Origin of the sequence: Streptomyces sp. f51, assembly GCF_037940415.1 — a bacterium.
Taxonomy (GTDB): domain Bacteria; phylum Actinomycetota; class Actinomycetes; order Streptomycetales; family Streptomycetaceae; genus Streptomyces.
On record NZ_CP149798.1, the window covers coordinates 591,904 to 606,740 of the forward strand.

15 protein-coding genes are annotated in these 14,837 nt (G+C 72.3%); 6 read left to right on the forward strand and 9 right to left on the reverse strand.

Translation table 11 applies throughout. The annotated features are described in order from the left end of the window. Positions 1-36 precede the first annotated feature (36 nt). On the forward strand, positions 37-372 hold the full coding sequence (locus tag WJM95_RS02600) for a DUF6332 family protein (RefSeq protein ID WP_339127813.1): 336 nt from the start codon (positions 37-39) through the stop codon (positions 370-372). Here the strand turns inward: WJM95_RS02600 and WJM95_RS02605 are convergent. From WJM95_RS02605 to WJM95_RS02615, 3 genes are all read right to left on the reverse strand, one after another. After that, positions 333-998, reverse strand: a complete 666-nt coding sequence (locus WJM95_RS02605; RefSeq protein ID WP_339127814.1) for a response regulator transcription factor — start codon at positions 996-998, stop codon at positions 333-335. The genes WJM95_RS02600 and WJM95_RS02605 overlap by 40 nt on opposite strands. Further along, complete coding sequence (locus tag WJM95_RS02610; protein WP_339127815.1) at positions 995-2,233, reverse strand: sensor histidine kinase; 1,239 nt, start codon at positions 2,231-2,233, stop codon at positions 995-997. Before WJM95_RS02610 ends, WJM95_RS02605 begins: the two co-directional genes overlap by 4 nt. Positions 2,234-2,447: 214 nt before the next feature. Further along, complete coding sequence (locus WJM95_RS02615) at positions 2,448-3,164, reverse strand: TetR/AcrR family transcriptional regulator (RefSeq protein ID WP_339127816.1); 717 nt, start codon at positions 3,162-3,164, stop codon at positions 2,448-2,450. A gap of 280 nt (positions 3,165-3,444) precedes the next feature. Between WJM95_RS02615 and WJM95_RS02620 the strand changes: the two genes are divergently transcribed. Both WJM95_RS02620 and WJM95_RS02625 read left to right on the forward strand, forming a co-directional pair. Then, positions 3,445-3,657, forward strand: a complete 213-nt coding sequence (locus tag WJM95_RS02620; RefSeq protein ID WP_339127817.1) for a hypothetical protein — start codon at positions 3,445-3,447, stop codon at positions 3,655-3,657. Between the two features lie 2 nt (positions 3,658-3,659). After that, positions 3,660-4,109: a nitroreductase family deazaflavin-dependent oxidoreductase gene (locus tag WJM95_RS02625; RefSeq protein ID WP_339127818.1), complete on the forward strand. Its 450-nt coding sequence runs from the start codon at positions 3,660-3,662 to the stop codon at positions 4,107-4,109. A 37-nt stretch (positions 4,110-4,146) separates the two neighbouring features. On the opposite strand, the gene WJM95_RS02630 is transcribed toward WJM95_RS02625, so the two are convergent. After that, entirely contained in the window at positions 4,147-5,403 is a 1,257-nt protein-coding gene (locus WJM95_RS02630; RefSeq protein WP_339127819.1) for a geranylgeranyl reductase family protein, read from the reverse strand. Positions 5,404-5,579: 176 nt separating this feature from the next. On the opposite strand from WJM95_RS02630, the gene WJM95_RS02635 reads away from it, so the two are divergent. Then, on the forward strand, positions 5,580-6,935 hold the full coding sequence (locus tag WJM95_RS02635) for a dipeptidase (protein WP_339127820.1): 1,356 nt from the start codon (positions 5,580-5,582) through the stop codon (positions 6,933-6,935). 304 nt (positions 6,936-7,239) lie between these two features. Here WJM95_RS02635 and WJM95_RS02640 read toward each other — a convergent pair whose 3' ends face one another. The 3 genes from WJM95_RS02640 to WJM95_RS02650 all read right to left on the reverse strand — a co-directional run bounded on the left by WJM95_RS02640 (position 7,240) and on the right by WJM95_RS02650 (position 9,979). Continuing rightward, positions 7,240-8,280 (reverse strand): NUDIX domain-containing protein, encoded by a 1,041-nt coding sequence (locus tag WJM95_RS02640; RefSeq protein WP_339135320.1) that lies wholly within the window; start codon positions 8,278-8,280, stop codon positions 7,240-7,242. Between the two features lie 153 nt (positions 8,281-8,433). Next, on the reverse strand, positions 8,434-8,631 hold the full coding sequence (locus WJM95_RS02645) for a hypothetical protein (RefSeq protein ID WP_339127821.1): 198 nt from the start codon (positions 8,629-8,631) through the stop codon (positions 8,434-8,436). Positions 8,632-9,025: 394 nt separating this feature from the next. Further along, positions 9,026-9,979: an ROK family protein gene (locus WJM95_RS02650; protein ID WP_339127822.1), complete on the reverse strand. Its 954-nt coding sequence runs from the start codon at positions 9,977-9,979 to the stop codon at positions 9,026-9,028. Positions 9,980-10,227: 248 nt separating this feature from the next. Here WJM95_RS02650 and WJM95_RS02655 point away from each other — a divergent pair, with 248 nt between their 5' ends. Beyond that, on the forward strand, positions 10,228-11,292 hold the full coding sequence (locus WJM95_RS02655) for a LacI family DNA-binding transcriptional regulator (protein WP_339127823.1): 1,065 nt from the start codon (positions 10,228-10,230) through the stop codon (positions 11,290-11,292). Between the two features lie 54 nt (positions 11,293-11,346). Here the strand turns inward: WJM95_RS02655 and WJM95_RS02660 are convergent, their stop codons facing one another. Beyond that, the gene (locus WJM95_RS02660) at positions 11,347-12,651 is read right to left on the reverse strand and encodes an aldolase/citrate lyase family protein (protein ID WP_339127824.1); all 1,305 of its coding nucleotides are present in this window, start codon (positions 12,649-12,651) and stop codon (positions 11,347-11,349) included. Between the two features lie 217 nt (positions 12,652-12,868). Here WJM95_RS02660 and WJM95_RS02665 point away from each other — a divergent pair, with 217 nt between their 5' ends. Then, entirely contained in the window at positions 12,869-13,768 is a 900-nt protein-coding gene (locus WJM95_RS02665; protein WP_339127825.1) for an endonuclease/exonuclease/phosphatase family protein, read from the forward strand. A gap of 56 nt (positions 13,769-13,824) precedes the next feature. On the opposite strand, the gene WJM95_RS02670 is transcribed toward WJM95_RS02665, so the two are convergent. After that, positions 13,825-14,787 carry an electron transfer flavoprotein subunit alpha/FixB family protein gene (locus WJM95_RS02670; protein WP_339127826.1) on the reverse strand — a complete coding sequence of 321 codons (963 nt, stop codon included), beginning with the start codon at positions 14,785-14,787 and terminating at the stop codon, positions 13,825-13,827. Positions 14,788-14,837: the final 50 nt, after the last annotated feature.

Genomic DNA, 14,837 nt, shown 5'->3' on the forward strand with positions numbered 1-14,837 from the left:
CTTGCCCCGCCGGGAGCACGGCTGTTGACTCGGACCATGAACGACAACGGGGAAATCATCGGCCGTTACCGCGGAGGCACCGAAGTGACGCACGCGCGCGGCACTCAGGCACGGCGGGACGCCGTCACCGTCGAGATCGGATACGCCCTGGCGAGTGCGGCGTTCGTCGCGGCGGTCGCCTTCGGGGTCGTCACGGGACCCGCTCTCGTCCTCGACTTGTCCGCCGCCGTGGTCCACGGGCTCGTCACCGCGGGAGGCGCCTTGGCCACCGTCCTCTTCGCGCTGCGCGTCGCCACCGTGCTCTACCGCTTCCGCCAGGAGCCCTCCGTGCCTCAGCCCAGCCAGCCCGGCCGCACCAGGCCCGACTCGTAGGCGAGAACGACCAGTTGGGCTCGGTCGCGGGCACCGAGTTTCACCATCGTGCGGCTCACATGGGTCTTCGCCGTGAGCGGGCTGACGACCAGACGGCGGGCGATCTCGTCGTTCGAGAGCCCGATGCCGACGAGCGCCATCACCTCCCTTTCCCTCTCGGTGAGTTCGCTGAGCGAAGCGGCCGACTCGGGCACCTTGGAACGGGCCGCGAACTCGGAGATCAGCCGACGCGTCACCCCGGGCGACAGGAGGGCGTCACCCGCGACCACCGCCCGTACCGCGCGCAGCAGTTCCTCGGGCTCGGTGTCCTTGACGAGGAAGCCCGAAGCACCGGAGCGGATGGCCTCGAAGACGTACTCGTCGAGCTCGAACGTGGTCAGCATGACCACCTTCACGGCCCCGAGTTCCGCGTCGCCGGTGATACGGCGCGTGGCGGCGAGCCCGTCCAGCACCGGCATCCGGATGTCCATCAGGACGACGTCCGGACGCAGTTCACGGACCGAGGCCACCGCGCCCTCGCCGTCGGCGGCCTCCCCGGCCACCTCGATGTCCGGCTGCGCGTCGAGCAGCGCCTTGAAACCCGCCCTCACCAATGACTGGTCGTCGGCGAGCAGTACGCGGATCACCGGTTGTCCTCCTTGGCCTTCCACGGCAGTACGGCGAGCACCCGGAACCCCCCGTCGTCGCACGGACCGGCCTCGATCGTGCCACCGAGCGCGGCCGCCCGCTCGCGCATCCCCGCGAGCCCGTTGCCGCTTCCGCCCGCCTCGGCGCCGGTGGCGGGACCGTCGTCGTCGATCCGCAGCCGCAGGACGCCGTGGTCGTACGCGAACCGCACCCGTGCCCGGCGCGAGCCCGAATGCCGTACGACATTGGTGAGCGCCTCCTGGACGATGCGGAACGCGGCCAGGTCCGTGCCGGGAGCCGACGGCGGGGCCTCGCCCTCGATCTCGACCGTGAGCCCCGCGCTCGCGGCCTGCTCGACCAGTTCGGGGAGCCGGTCGAGCCCGGGAGCGGGCGCGCGGGGCGCCTCCCCCGGAGCCCTCAGGGTGTCGAGGACCTGGCGGACCTCGCCGAGCGCCTCCTTGCTGGCCGCCTTGATGGTGGTGAGCGCCGTACGCGCCTGTTCGGGGTCGGAGTCGAGCAGCGCGAGGCCGACGCCCGCCTGGACGTTGATCACGGAAATGCTGTGCGCCAGTACGTCGTGCAGTTCGCGGGCGATCCTCAGCCGTTCCTCGTCGGCGCGCCGCCGGGCCGCCTGCGCGCGCTCGGCCCTTTCCCGGCTCCACTGCTCACGACGGGCGCGCACCAGCTCCGACAGGGCCACGACCGCCACCACCCAGGTGGCGATGGCGATCTCCTGCGTCCAGGAAGGCGGGTGGTCGCCGGCCGGGGGCAGCCGGCGGTACAGCCAGTGGGCGACCAGGAGATGCCCAGCCCACAGCAGTCCGACCGCCGTCCAGGCCGCCCTGCGGTGCCCGGCGAGCACGGCGCTGAAGCAGGCCACCGCCACGGGGAGGAAGACCGGTCCGTACGGATAGCCCGCCGCCACATAGGCCAACGCCACCGCGGCCGTGCCGAACACGACGAGCACGGGGTGGCGCTGCCGCCAGAGCAGCAGGCCGGAGCCCACCAGCAGAAGCGCCCGGGAGAGCGGGTCCAGAGCCATCCGGTCGCCGTGCTGGGCATGGGCCGCGAAGCCGGAGCCGACGAACACGAAAACGGTCAGGAGCAGCGTGGAACGCCACGGCCAGCGTGCGCCGTGCCCTTCTTCGTTCCAGCGGTCCCACCCGGGCGGCCCCTGCCGCCACCGCGACGGACCGCCCCACGTCGGCGCCGCGGGCGTGCGCTGCTCTTCCATGACCGTCACGCTAGACGGCCGCCGACGGCGGAGGCGTCCGCCGGGCGAGGTGATCACCCGTACTCCCCACGGAGTACGACACCTAGTACGACACCGCCGACGTCGTCGGCACCGGTCAGCGCGGACCTATGCGGGGGACGGCCCTGGGGCGGATCCGGGAGACCGGTCCGGGAGGCCGGTCCGGGGGAGTTCCGGCGGGGGTCCGGAGGAGGGGTCAGGGGGCGCTCGCGCCCGGTGCGGGATACACCAGCCCCACGTCGTGCGCGAGCCGTTCCGCGGCATGCAGGAAGAACGGCTCACGGTCCTCCACCACCCGGTTGAACTGGCCGAACAGCTCGAACCCGATCAGCCCGTGGAGCTGCGCCCACGAGGCCACCAGCACCACCACGACCTCGGGCGGCAGATCGGGGGCGAGATCGGCGGCCATCCGCCGCGCCTCGGGCTCGAGTCCGCCGGGCAGCGGCGTACGGGCCACACCCTTGCCGCGGTAGGCGTCCCGGACGATCCCGATCAGGAGCAGCGCGACCCGGGAGGCGGACGGAACGGTCTCCTGCGGCGCGACGTACCCGGGAACCGGGGAACCGTAGATGAGCGCGTACTCGTGCGGACGGTCCAGCGCCCAGCGCCGTGCCGCCGCGCACACGGTGATCCAGCGTTCCCGGGGGCCGGCGGCGGCCACCCCGGCGTGCGCGGCGGACTCGGCCGCCTCGCCGAGGGAGTCGTAGGCGTCGATGATGAGCGCGGTCAGCAGGTCGTCCCGGCTGGGGAAGTACCGGTAGAGGGCGGAGGAGACCATCCCCAGCTCGCGAGCCACGGCCCGCAGCGACAGCTTGGCCGCGCCTTCCGCGGCGAGCTGTCTGCGCGCCTCGTCCTTGATGGCCGCCGTGACCTCGATCCTGGCTCGGGCACGTGCCCCTCGCGCGGTAGTCATACGGTGCAGTGTCCCACGCTTTCAGAGCAGTGCACACAAACGAGAGCGGTGATCCGGAAATGGATCGGCGATCTGGAACTAGATCGGCGCTCTGGCGGGCGACCGGTGATCAGCGGTCACCGGCCATCGGCCATCCTGCGAGCCCGGGAGAGTGGCCGGCGTCCGGGAGGGCGGCCGGCGCCGACGGTTGGCCACCACAATGAGAGCGGCGCACAAAAACGAGAGCACCGCTCTTGCTTTGGATCACCGATCCGGTGCAGACTCTTCTCAAGCGAGAGCAGTGCTCACGAAACGGATCGCCGCTCTCGCGGCCAGCCTCACGACCCGCACACCTCACGCACCGTGCACCACCGGCACCACCGGCACCACCGGCACCACCGGCACCACCGGCACCACCGGCACCACCGGCACCACCGGCACCACCGGCACCACCGGCACCAAGCATCCCCCACGCTCCAGACATCCCGCGCATCTCACGCACCCCGAGAGGTAACCGTGTCCACTCACGTCCAGAAGCCCGGCTGGTTCACCGTCAACGTCTTCAACCGCGTCGTCGCCTGGATCACCAGGCGGGGGCTCAGTGTCTGGGGCTCACGGGTCCTGGCCGTCCGCGGCCGCAAGAGCGGTGAGTGGCGGACGACGCCGGTCAACCTGCTCACCGTGGACGGCGAGCAGTATCTGGTCGCGCCCCGCGGCCATGTCCAGTGGACGCACAACATGCGGGCGGCCGGCGGGGGCGAGCTGCGCCTCGGCAAGAAGGTCGACACGTTCACGGCCGTGGAGGTGGCCGACGACGACAAGGTGCCGCTGCTGCGCGCCTACCTCAAGCGGTGGAAGGCCGAGGTCGGCGTGTTCTTCGGCGGCGTCGGCCCCGACTCGTCCGACGAGGAACTGCGGCGCATCGCCCCCGACCACCCGGTGTTCCGGATCACGGTCGGGAGCTGACGCCGGCAACGCCCTCCGGGGCCGGCCGTCCCGCGCCTCAGGCCTCCGACTCCTCCGCCGCCTGCGGCCGGCGGTCGAGGGCGGTCAGGGCACGCCCGACCGCGGGATGGTTCCGGATGATCTCCCCGAGCGTGGTGGAACCGCGGGTGATCCCGGTGAAGGCCTTCCAGACCGGGCGCAGGCCGGTGAGGCCGGCGTGGAACAGGCCGGGGCGCCGTTCGAAGGCCGCGAGCAGCCGCTTGCCGACGCTCATCTCGACTCCGAGGCCGGCCTTGATCGCGAAGGCGTAGTTCAGTGCCTGCCGCCGCGCGTCCACCGCGTCATGCGCCTCGGCGATCCGTACCGCCCACTCGCCCGCGAGCCGTCCGGAGCGCAGCGCGAAGGAGATGCCCTCACGGGTCCACGGTTCGAGCAGCCCCGCCGCGTCGCCGCAGACGAGGACCCGGCCGCGCGAGAGCGGCGAGTCGTCGGCGCGGCAGCGCGTCAAGTGGCCCGAGGAGATGGACGGTTCGAAGCCGGCGAGACCCAGCCGGGCGATGAAGTCCTCCAAGTACCGCTTGGTGGCGGCACCTTCTCCGCGCGCGGAGATCACGCCGACGGTGAGCGTGTCTCCCTTGGGGAAGACCCATCCGTAACTGCCGGGCATGGGGCCCCAGTCGATGAGGACACGGCCGCGCCAGTCGTCGGCGACCGTCTCCGGGACCGGGATCTCGGCCTCAAGACCGAGATCGACCTGGTCCAGCTTCACGCCGACGTGCGCTCCTATCCGGCTGGCGCTGCCGTCGGCGCCGACCACGGCCCGCGCCAGGACGGTCTCGCCGCCCTGGAGGACCACGGCGACGGTGCGCCGGTCCGGTACGGCGGAACCGTGCTGCTCGACGCGCGAGACCGTGGCGCCCGTCCGCAGTTCCGCGCCCGCCTTCTGCGCGAACTCGACGAGCTGCTGGTCGAACTCCGGGCGGTTGATCAGCCCGAACAGCATGTGCCGGGACCGGCGCGTGCGGGCGAACCTGCCGTCCATCGAGAAGGTGACCGCGTTCACCCGGTCCCTGAACGGCAGTTCGAAGCCCGGGGGCAGCGCGTCGCGGGAGGGGCCGATGATGCCGCCGCCGCATGTCTTGTAGCGGGGCAGCTCGGCTTTCTCCAGCAGCAGGACGCTGCGTCCCGCGACCGCTGCCGCGTACGCGGCCGATGCGCCCGCCGGCCCCGCGCCGACGACCACGACGTCCCACACCTGCTGTTCGTCGTCCGCCGCACGCCGCTCGTCGTCCGCCGAAGAGTTCTCGCTGCTCACGTTGGTCTACTGCTCCCAGTCCAGCCGTCTGCCGCACCTGTCCCCCGCATCCTACGGCGGGCGTCACCGCAGGCCGCTGTGGGAGGATCTGCAACGGATGCGTCCTGTACACCAGTCCGCATCACTCGATCATCTGTACACAGAAGTACAACGTCGCACCTACAAGGAGCGTGCCCATGTCGTCGAATCCGGTCGCAGAGACCGTCGCCTCGCTCATGCCCCGGGCGAAGGCGGAGCTCGCCGAGCTGGTGGCCTTCAAGTCGGTGGCGGACTTCGACCAGTATCCGAGGAGCGAGAGCGAGGGCGCGGCGAACTGGATCGCGGACGCGCTGCGCTCCGAGGGCTTCCAGGACGTGGCACTGCTCGACACCCCGGACGGCACGCAGTCGGTGTACGGCTACCTGCCGGGCCCCGAGGGCGCGAAGACGGTCCTGCTGTACGCCCACTACGACGTGCAGCCGCCGCTGGACGAAACGGCCTGGACGACTCCGCCGTTCGAGTTGGTGGAGCGCGACGGCCGTTGGTACGGACGCGGCAGCGCCGACTGCAAGGGCGGCGTCGTGATGCACCTGCTGGCCCTGCGCGCCCTGAAGGCGAACGGCGGCGTCCCGGTGCACGTCAAGGTCATCGTCGAGGGTTCGGAGGAGCAGGGCACGGGCGGACTCGAGCGGTACGCCGAGGCGCACCCCGAGCTGCTGACCGCCGACACCATCGTCATCGGCGACGCGGGCAACTTCCGCGCGGGGCTGCCGACGGTCACCGCGACCCTGCGCGGCATGACCCTCGTACGGGTGCAGGTGGACACCCTCGAAGGGAACCTGCACTCGGGACAGTTCGGGGGTGCCGCGCCCGACGCCCTGGCCGCGCTGATCCGCGTGCTGGACTCGCTGCGGGCCAAGGACGGTTCGACGACCGTGGACGGCCTGTCGGGCGAGGCCGCGTGGGACGGTCTCCAGTACGAGGAGCAGGCGTTCCGCGAGGACGCCAAGGTGCTCGACGGGGTGGAGCTCATCGGCTCCGGCACGGTCGCGGACCGGGTCTGGGCGCGTCCGGCCGTCACGGTGCTGGGGATCGACTGTCCGCCGGTCGTCGGCGCGACGCCGTCGGTGCAGGCGGGCGCCCGTGCTCTGATCAGCCTGCGGGTGCCGCCGGGCGTCGACGCGGTCGAGGCGACGAAGCTGCTGGAGGCGCACATCGAGGCGCACACGCCCTGGGGGGCGCGGGTGAGCACCGAGCGCATCGGGCAGGGCCAGGCGTTCCGCGCCGACACCTCGAGCCCGGCGTACGCGTCGATGGCCGAGGCCATGGCGGTCGCCTACCCGGGTCAGGAGATGCAGTCGGCGGGCATGGGCGGCTCGATCCCGCTGTGCAACACGCTGGCCTCGCTGTACCCGGAGACGGAGATCCTGCTCATCGGGCTGAGCGAGCCCGAGGCGCAGATCCACGCGGTGAACGAGAGCGTCTCGCCGGAAGAGCTGGAGCGGCTGTCGGTCGCGGAGGCGCTGTTCCTGCGGAACTACGCGGCGAGCTGATCGCCCCCTGACGCCACAAGGGCCCTCGCCTGCCAGGCGAGGGCCCTTGCCATGTCATGTCCGGTCGTTCCGTGGACCTGGCCGGTCGTTCCATGGCCGGTCGTTCCATGGCCGGTGATTCCACGGCCAGTCGTTCACGGGGCGGGGATCCCGCCGTCACCGGGCCACGGGGGCCGTACAGGCCGACCTACAGGGACCGTACGGGCAGCCGACGCGGGTCCCCGACGCGGGTCCGTTCCGGGCAGCCGACGCTGGACGCGGGTCCGTACGGGGCAGCCGAACAGAGTGCGCGCAGCGGGCCGTGTCAGCCGAGCGGCACTCCGGCCTCCAGGTACAGCGCCGCGCCGCGCTCGCGCGCCCGCAGGGCCCAGCGGAGCCGTTCGTAGCGCACGGGCGGCAACAGGTCGGCCGCCTCCTGCTCGGTGACGAAGCGCCAGCCGCGCAGTTCCGGCCCGGGGAGCAGGAGCCCCCGGACGGCCTGTTCGTCGAGGCGTCCGCCGTCGAAGAGGAGCCTCAGTCCGCCGTATGCGGGCGGTTCGGGTGACTCCCAGTCCACGACGAGCAGCGCGGGCACCTCGTCGAGGGTGATGCCGGTCTCCTCGGTGACCTCACGCATCCCGGCGCGGGCGGGGGCCTCGCCGGCCTCGACGACCCCGCCGGGGAACTCCCAACCCGCCTTGTACGTCGGGTCGACGAGCAGGACGCGGTCGTGCTCGTCGAAGAGGAGCACTCCGGCGGCGACGGTCTCGGCGGTGGGTTCGGGAGTCTGCACGATGTCGCACACGGGTGCCTCCCCCGTGCGTACGGCCTCGGCGACGCGCAGGGCGGCTTCGTACGGTGTGAGCGCGCTGGTGTCCACGGGATGGGCGTCGGAGGCCAGCCAGGGGAGCGCGGCGCGGTAGGGCTCGATGTGGTCGTAGGACCACTGGCGCACCCGCATCTCGCCGTCGGGCAGGTCCGGAGGCACCTCCCGTCTGGCTATTCGCTCCCGCAGGATCGTTTCCGCCGGGGCGAGAAGCACATGGCGTACGGGAATCCGGCGCGCGGCGAGCCCGCCGAAGATCTCGTCGCGGTACTCCTGCCGCAACAGGGTCATGGGGACGACGAGGACGCCGCCGAGCTCGGCGAGCATGGCGGCCGCCGTGTCGACCACGAGCCGGCGCCAGATACGCAGATCCTGGAAGTCGCCGGCCTCGGCGAGGTGCTTGGCCGGCAGCAGTTGCGTGAGTGTGCCCCCGATGATCTCGGGGTCGAAGAGCGTGCTGTTCGGGATCAGCTCGATCAGTTCCCGTGCGGTGGTGGTCTTCCCCGCACCGAACGCACCGTTGATCCAGAGGATCACGATTCCCCCTCTTCTGTTGGCCCCCTGAGGCTTGCCCGCTCCACCCTGCCACGGAAACCAGCCGCTGATGAGGGCACGGTCACGGCGGCCATGAGGGTCCGGACATGGCTGCGCCGGTGCCCCTCGGCGGGGACACCGGCGCGGCGCGGTGGTCCTTCAGCTGTTCTGGCCGCCGAGAGCGCCATCGTCGACCGCCAGGTTGTCGGTGCCGACGGTGTGATCGACCGTGCTGAGCGTGTCGTTGACGTTCAGGTCGTTCAGCGTGTCCCCGCTCAGGGCGTGGGACGGGGTGATCGCCGCGACGACGAACCCGGTGGCGAGGGAGGCGAGGGCTAGCATGCTGCGCTTCTTCATGCCCGGTTCAACTACGAAGCACGGACGGGGTCACGGGTGGACCGGACACGTTCATCCCGATATCGCCGTACGGTGTCGGCGCGCCGTCGGATGTCCCGGTCCGATGCCCCCGTCCGACGCTCCGCCTGGCGTCTCCGTCCGGCAGCACCATCCCGTCCGCTGCTCCGTCCGACGGGGTGCCGGGTGCCCGCCTGCGCCGTCAAGCGGCCGACGCAAGTGACCGGCCCGAGGCCTCCGACCTTCGACATCCGACACCAGGCGTCACACGTCAGGCGTCAGACACCAGGCGTCAGGCGTCAGGCGTCAGGCACCCGACACCAGGCGTCAGACCTCCGACCGCGGACCCCCCGCCCCCAGCCCGCAACGAGGCCCATTCCAACCCGTTAAGCCCCGTTCAGACCCGAGCCCCAGCCGCCTGCGACCGCCGCGCGAGCGCCGCCGCGGCCGCGCCGACCAGGCCGGCGTCGGTGCCCATCTGGGCGGGCGTCACGGTCAGCCGCTGGACGAAGGAGAGCGTGGCGTAGCCGGCCAGCGCCCGGCGCAGCGGCGCGAAGAGGACGTCCCCCGCCTTGGCCACTCCCCCGCCGATCACGGCGATGTCGATCTCGACCAGGGTCGCGGTCGCCGCGATGCCCGCCGCGAGGGCCTGCGCGGCGCGCTCGAAGGAGGCCACGGCGACCGGGTCGCCGGCGCGGGCGGCTTCGGCGACCGCCGCGGCCGAGGTGTCGCCGTCGGGGCCGGGGCGCCAGCCCGCCTCCACCGCGCGGCGGGCGATGTTCGGGCCGCTGGCGATGCGCTCGACGCAGCCCCGGGAGCCGCAGGGGCACAGGTCGCCGTCCAGATCGACGCTGATGTGTCCGATGTGGCCCGCGTTTCCGGTGGGGCCCGCGTGCAGCTGCCCGTTCAGGACCAGCCCGCCGCCCACACCGGTGGACACCACCATGCACAGCGCGTTGTCGTGGCCACGGGCGGCGCCCTGCCAGTGTTCGGCGGCGGTGATGGCCACGCCGTCGCCGATCAGCTCGACGGGAAGCCCGCCCGCCGCCTCGGAGACCCGCTCGACCAGCGGATAGCCCCGCCAGCCGGGGACGTTCACCGGACTCACCGTGCCCGCGGAGGCGTCCACCGGGCCGGCGCTGCCGATGCCCAGGGCCCCGGCCCTGCTCCACAGCGGGGAGACGACCAGCTCACCGATGACGTCCTCGACGGCGCGCATCACGGTGCCGCCGTCCTCCTGGGCGGGCGTGGGACGCTGCGCGCGCAGGAGAATCCGGCCGTGGCCGTCCACCAGCGCTCCGGCGATCTTGGTACCGCCGATGTCGAGCGCGGCCACGAGGTCGGTGTGCATCAGAGTCAGGTCTCCCAAGGGGTGTCGTGACGGGCTCGCCGCGGGTCCGGGGTTTCCGGCCGGGAAAGGCGGGACCGGGCCCTGTCGTACGCCGGGCGGGGTACGCCGACGGACCACCGGGACCGTGCGCCCTGGGGAAGGCGCAGGCCGGAGATTGCGGTGGACAGTGTCTCCCGCATCTGACAACGTTGTCCAGGCTCTATGCTCGACGCCACATCCTCATACAACCCCATGGACCTACGCATCCCGTGGACGACAGGACAGGACAGCGCATCGTGGCCGAGACCGCCCGCCGATCCGAGAACCGCTACGGAAACCGTCCCACCATGAAGGACGTCGCGGCGCGTGCGGGAGTCGGTCTCAAGACGGTCTCCCGTGTGGTCAACAGCGAGCCCGGGGTCACCCCCGACACCGAACGGCGCGTCCAGGAGGCCATCGAGGCGCTGGGCTTCCGCCGCAACGACAGTGCCCGGGTGCTGCGCAAGGGCCGCACCGCGAGCATCGGGCTGGTCCTTGAGGATCTCGCGGACCCGTTCTACGGGCCGCTGAGCCGCGCGGTCGAAGAGGTGGCGCGGGCGCACGGGGCGCTCCTGATCAACGGTTCCAGCGCCGAGGACCCGGACCGCGAACAGGAGCTGGTCCTCGCGCTGTGCGCGCGTCGCGTGGACGGGCTGGTCGTGATCCCGGCCGGCGACGACCACCGCTATCTGGAGCCGGAGATGAAGGCGGGCGTCGCCACGGTCTTCGTGGACCGTCCGGCCGGCCGGATCGACGCCGACGTCGTCCTGTCGGACAGCTTCGGCGGCGCCCGGGACGGCGTGGCCCATCTGATCGCCCACGGTCACCGCAGGATCGGGTTCATCGGTGACATGCCCCGGATCCACACGGCGGCCGAGCGGCTGCGCGGCTACCGGGCCGCCATGGAGGACGCGGGGATACCGGTCGAGGACGACTGGATGTCCCTCGGTGTCACCGATCCGCAGCGGGTGCGCAAGGCGGCCGAGGCCATGCTGTCCGGTCCCTCGCCCGTCACCGCGGTCTTCGCGGGCAACAACCGTGTCACCGTGACCGTCGTCCGCGTCATCTCCGAGTGCGGCCGGCCCGTCGCCCTGGTCGGCTTCGACGACTTCGAGCTCGCCGACCTGCTGGAGCCCGGGGTCACCGTCGTGGCCCAGGACGCCGCCGCGCTCGGCCGCACCGCCGCCGAACGCCTCTTCAGCCAGCTCGACGGCAACCTCATCGCCCCGGAACGCATCGAACTCCCGACCCGCCTGATCACCCGGGGCTCCGGGGAACTGCCGCCGGCGGGCTGAACCACGGCCGCACCGGCTTCCGGTGGCGCGGGACGCGGTCCTGGCGCGGCGCCCCTACTGCCCGGAAACCGTCAGATCCCCCCGTCGCGGCCTCGCGAACGTCTCCAGTTCGTGGCGGGTCAGGCCCGACGCCCGGGAGACCTCCGCGGTGTCCAGGGCGCCGCAGTCCAGGCCGCGCAGGAGGTAGCCGCTGAGGGCCTTGGCCGTGGCGGGTTCGTCGAGGACGTCGCCGGGGGCGTGGCCGGCGTAGCGGGAGAGGCGGGCCGCCGCCTGTTCGTAGCCCTCGCGGTAGAAGGCGAAGACGGCCGCGTAGCGGGTCGGGATGTGGGCGGGGTGCATGTCCCAGCCCTGGTAGTAGGCGCGGGCCAGGGCGCGGCGGGTGAGGCCGTAGTGCAGGCGCCAGGCGTCGTGGACCTTCTCGGTGGGGCCGACGGGCAGGACGTTGGTGGAGCCGTCGGAGAGGCGTACCCCGGTGCCCGCGGCCGCGACCTGCATGATCGCCTTGGCGTGGTCGGCGGCCGGGTGGTCGCTCGACTGGTGGGCGGCGGAGACGCCGAGGCAGGCGCTGTAGTCGAAGGTGCCGTAATGCAGTCCGGTGGCGCGGCCCTCGGCCGCCTGGATCATCCGGGCGACGGTGGCCGTGCCGTCGGCGGCGAGGATCGCCTGGCTGGTCTCGATCTGGATCTCGAAGCCGATGCGGCCGGGTTCGAGGCCGCGGGCCTTCTCGAACTCCTCCAGGAGGCGGACCATCGCGGTGACCTGCTCGGCGTACGTGACCTTGGGCAGGGTCAGGACGAGGCCGTCCGGCAGGCCGCCCGCCTCCATCAGACCCGTCAGGAAGATGTCGAGGGTGCGGATGCCCCGGTCGCGGACCGGCACCTCCATGCATTTCATGCGGATGCCCATGTACGGGGCCGCGGTGCCGTTCTCGTACGCCTCGGCGACCAGCCGGGCCGCGCGGGCCGCCGCCGCGTCCTCCTCGGCGTCGGGGCGCGGGCCGTAGCCGTCCTCGAAGTCGACGCGCAGGTCCTCGACGGGTTCGCGCTCCAGCTTGGCCCGTACGCGGTCGTACACGGGCCCGGCGAGTTCGTCGGCCAGGCCGAGGACGGCGGCGAAGGAGGCGGCGTCGGGGGCGTGTTCGTCGAGAGCGGCGAGGGCGCGGTCGCCCCAGGAACGGACGGTTCCGGCGGCGAACACGTCCGCGGGGACGTACACGGTGTGGACGGGCTGGCGGGTGCCGGGGTCTCCTGGGTAGAGGCGCTCCAGTTCGGCGTCGACGGGGGCGAGGAAGGCGCCGACCGCTTCGGTGACGGCGCCCGGAAGGCTCGTCGCCACCTTCTCCTGCTGACCCTGGCCCATGCGACACCCTCCCGTTTTCCGCAGTACGGAATCAACAATCCGTTGAACGAAGTTATCCGGCGGGCTTCCCGCGGGTCAACACCCTCGTGGACCGCGGGACACTCCACGGCCCCGCCGCGTTCACGCCCGTCCCGGTCCGTTCGGGCAGACTTTCCGGGTTCCTCCTTCCCCTCCGGTGTTGCGCGCCCCGTCCCGACCCGCGGCCCAAGGAGCAGCAGTGTCCGATTCCAGCAGACCGACCCGTCGCAGAGGGCTCAGAAACGCGGTCGCCGCCGCCGTCGCCCTGCCCCTGCTCACCACGGCGCAGGCCTCCGCCACGCGCCGCACGCGCCCTCGCCCCCGCCTCGGCGTCATGACGTACAACCTGCGTTTCGCGAGCACGGCCGAACCCAACAGCTGGGCGGAGCGCCGTCCGGTGATGCGGGAGCTCCTGCGCCGGGCGTCGCCGCAGGTCATCGGCACCCAGGAGGGCCTGTACCAGCAGCTCCTCGACATCGAGGCCGACCTCGCCCCGCACTACGCGTGGATCGGCACGGGAAGGGAGGGCGGCAGCCGCGACGAGTCCGCCGCGATCTTCTACGACACCCGGCGGCTGGCCCCGCTCGCGCACGACACGTTCTGGCTCTCGGACACCCCCCGGGTGATCGGCTCGAACACCTGGGGCGCCGCGCTCCCCCGGATCGCCACCTGGGTGCGCTTCCGTGATCTGGCGGACGGCGGGCGGCGGTTCCACGTCCTGAACACCCATCTGGACCACGCGAGCCAGTACGCGCGGACCCGGGCCGCCTCGCTCGTCGCCGAGCGGATCGCCGCGTTCGATCCGTCGCTGCCGTGCCTGGTGACCGGCGACTTCAACGCGCCGGCGCACCGGAACGAGGTCTACGACATCCTGCTGGGCGCGGGACTCGCCGACACCTGGGACACGGCCGCCTCGCGGAGCCCGCTCTACGCGACCTTCCACGGCTACGCCCCGCTGACACCGGGCGGCGAGCGCATCGACTGGATCCTCGCCGGGCCCGGTGTCGAGGTGCACCGGGCCTCGATCGACACCTTCTCGCTGCACGGCCAGTTCCCGAGCGACCATCTGCCCGTGCAGGCGTCGCTGACCCTGGGATAAACGAAGGCCCCCGCGACCTGTTCCGGTCGCGGGGGCCTCGTAGGGCACTGGGGGGATCAGCCCTTGCGGGTCTTGATCTCCTCGGTGAGCTGCGGGACGACGTCGAAGAGGTCGCCGACCACGCCGTAGTCGACCAGGTCGAAGATGGGCGCCTCGGCGTCCTTGTTGATCGCCACGATCGTCTTCGAGGTCTGCATGCCGGCGCGGTGCTGGATGGCGCCGGAGATGCCGGAGGCGATGTAGAGCTGCGGCGAGACCGACTTGCCGGTCTGGCCGACCTGGTTGGTGTGCGGGTACCAGCCGGCGTCGACCGCGGCACGCGAGGCGCCCACGGCGGCACCGAGCGAGTCGGCGAGGTTCTCGATGATCGAGAAGTTCTCGGCGCCGTTGACGCCACGGCCGCCGGAGACCACGATCGCGGCCTCGGTCAGCTCGGGGCGGCCGGTCGACTCGCGCGGGGTGCGGGCGGTGACCTTGGTGCCGGTGGCCTTGTCGGAGAAGGCGACCGCGAGGGCCTCGACGGCGCCGGCGGCCGGGGCGGCCTCCACGGCGGCCGAGTTCGGCTTGACCGTGATGACCGGGGTGCCCTTGGCGACACGGGACTTGGTGGTGAAGGAGGCGGCGAACGCGGACTGCGTGGCCACCGGACCCTCGTCACCGGCCTCCAGGTCGGTGGCGTCGGTGATGATGCCCGAGCCGATGCGGACCGCGAGGCGGGCCGCGATCTCCTTGCCCTCGGCGGAGGACGGGACGAGCACGGCGGCCGGGGAGACGGCCTCGTACGCGGCCTGGAGCGCGTCGACCTTCGGCACGACCAGGTAGTCGGCGTACTCGGCGGCGTCGTGCGTGAGGACCTTCACCGCGCCGTGCTCGGCGAGCGCGGCGGCGGTGTTCTCGGCACCGGAGCCGAGGGCGACGGCGACGGGCTCGCCGATGCGGCGGGCCAGCGTCAGCAGTTCGAGGGTGGGCTTGCGGACGGCACCGTCCACGTGGTCGACGTAGACGAGAACTTCAGCCATGGGAATGCTCTCCTGCGGATTGCGAAGTCTGAGGGGCGGTAAGCGGGGTG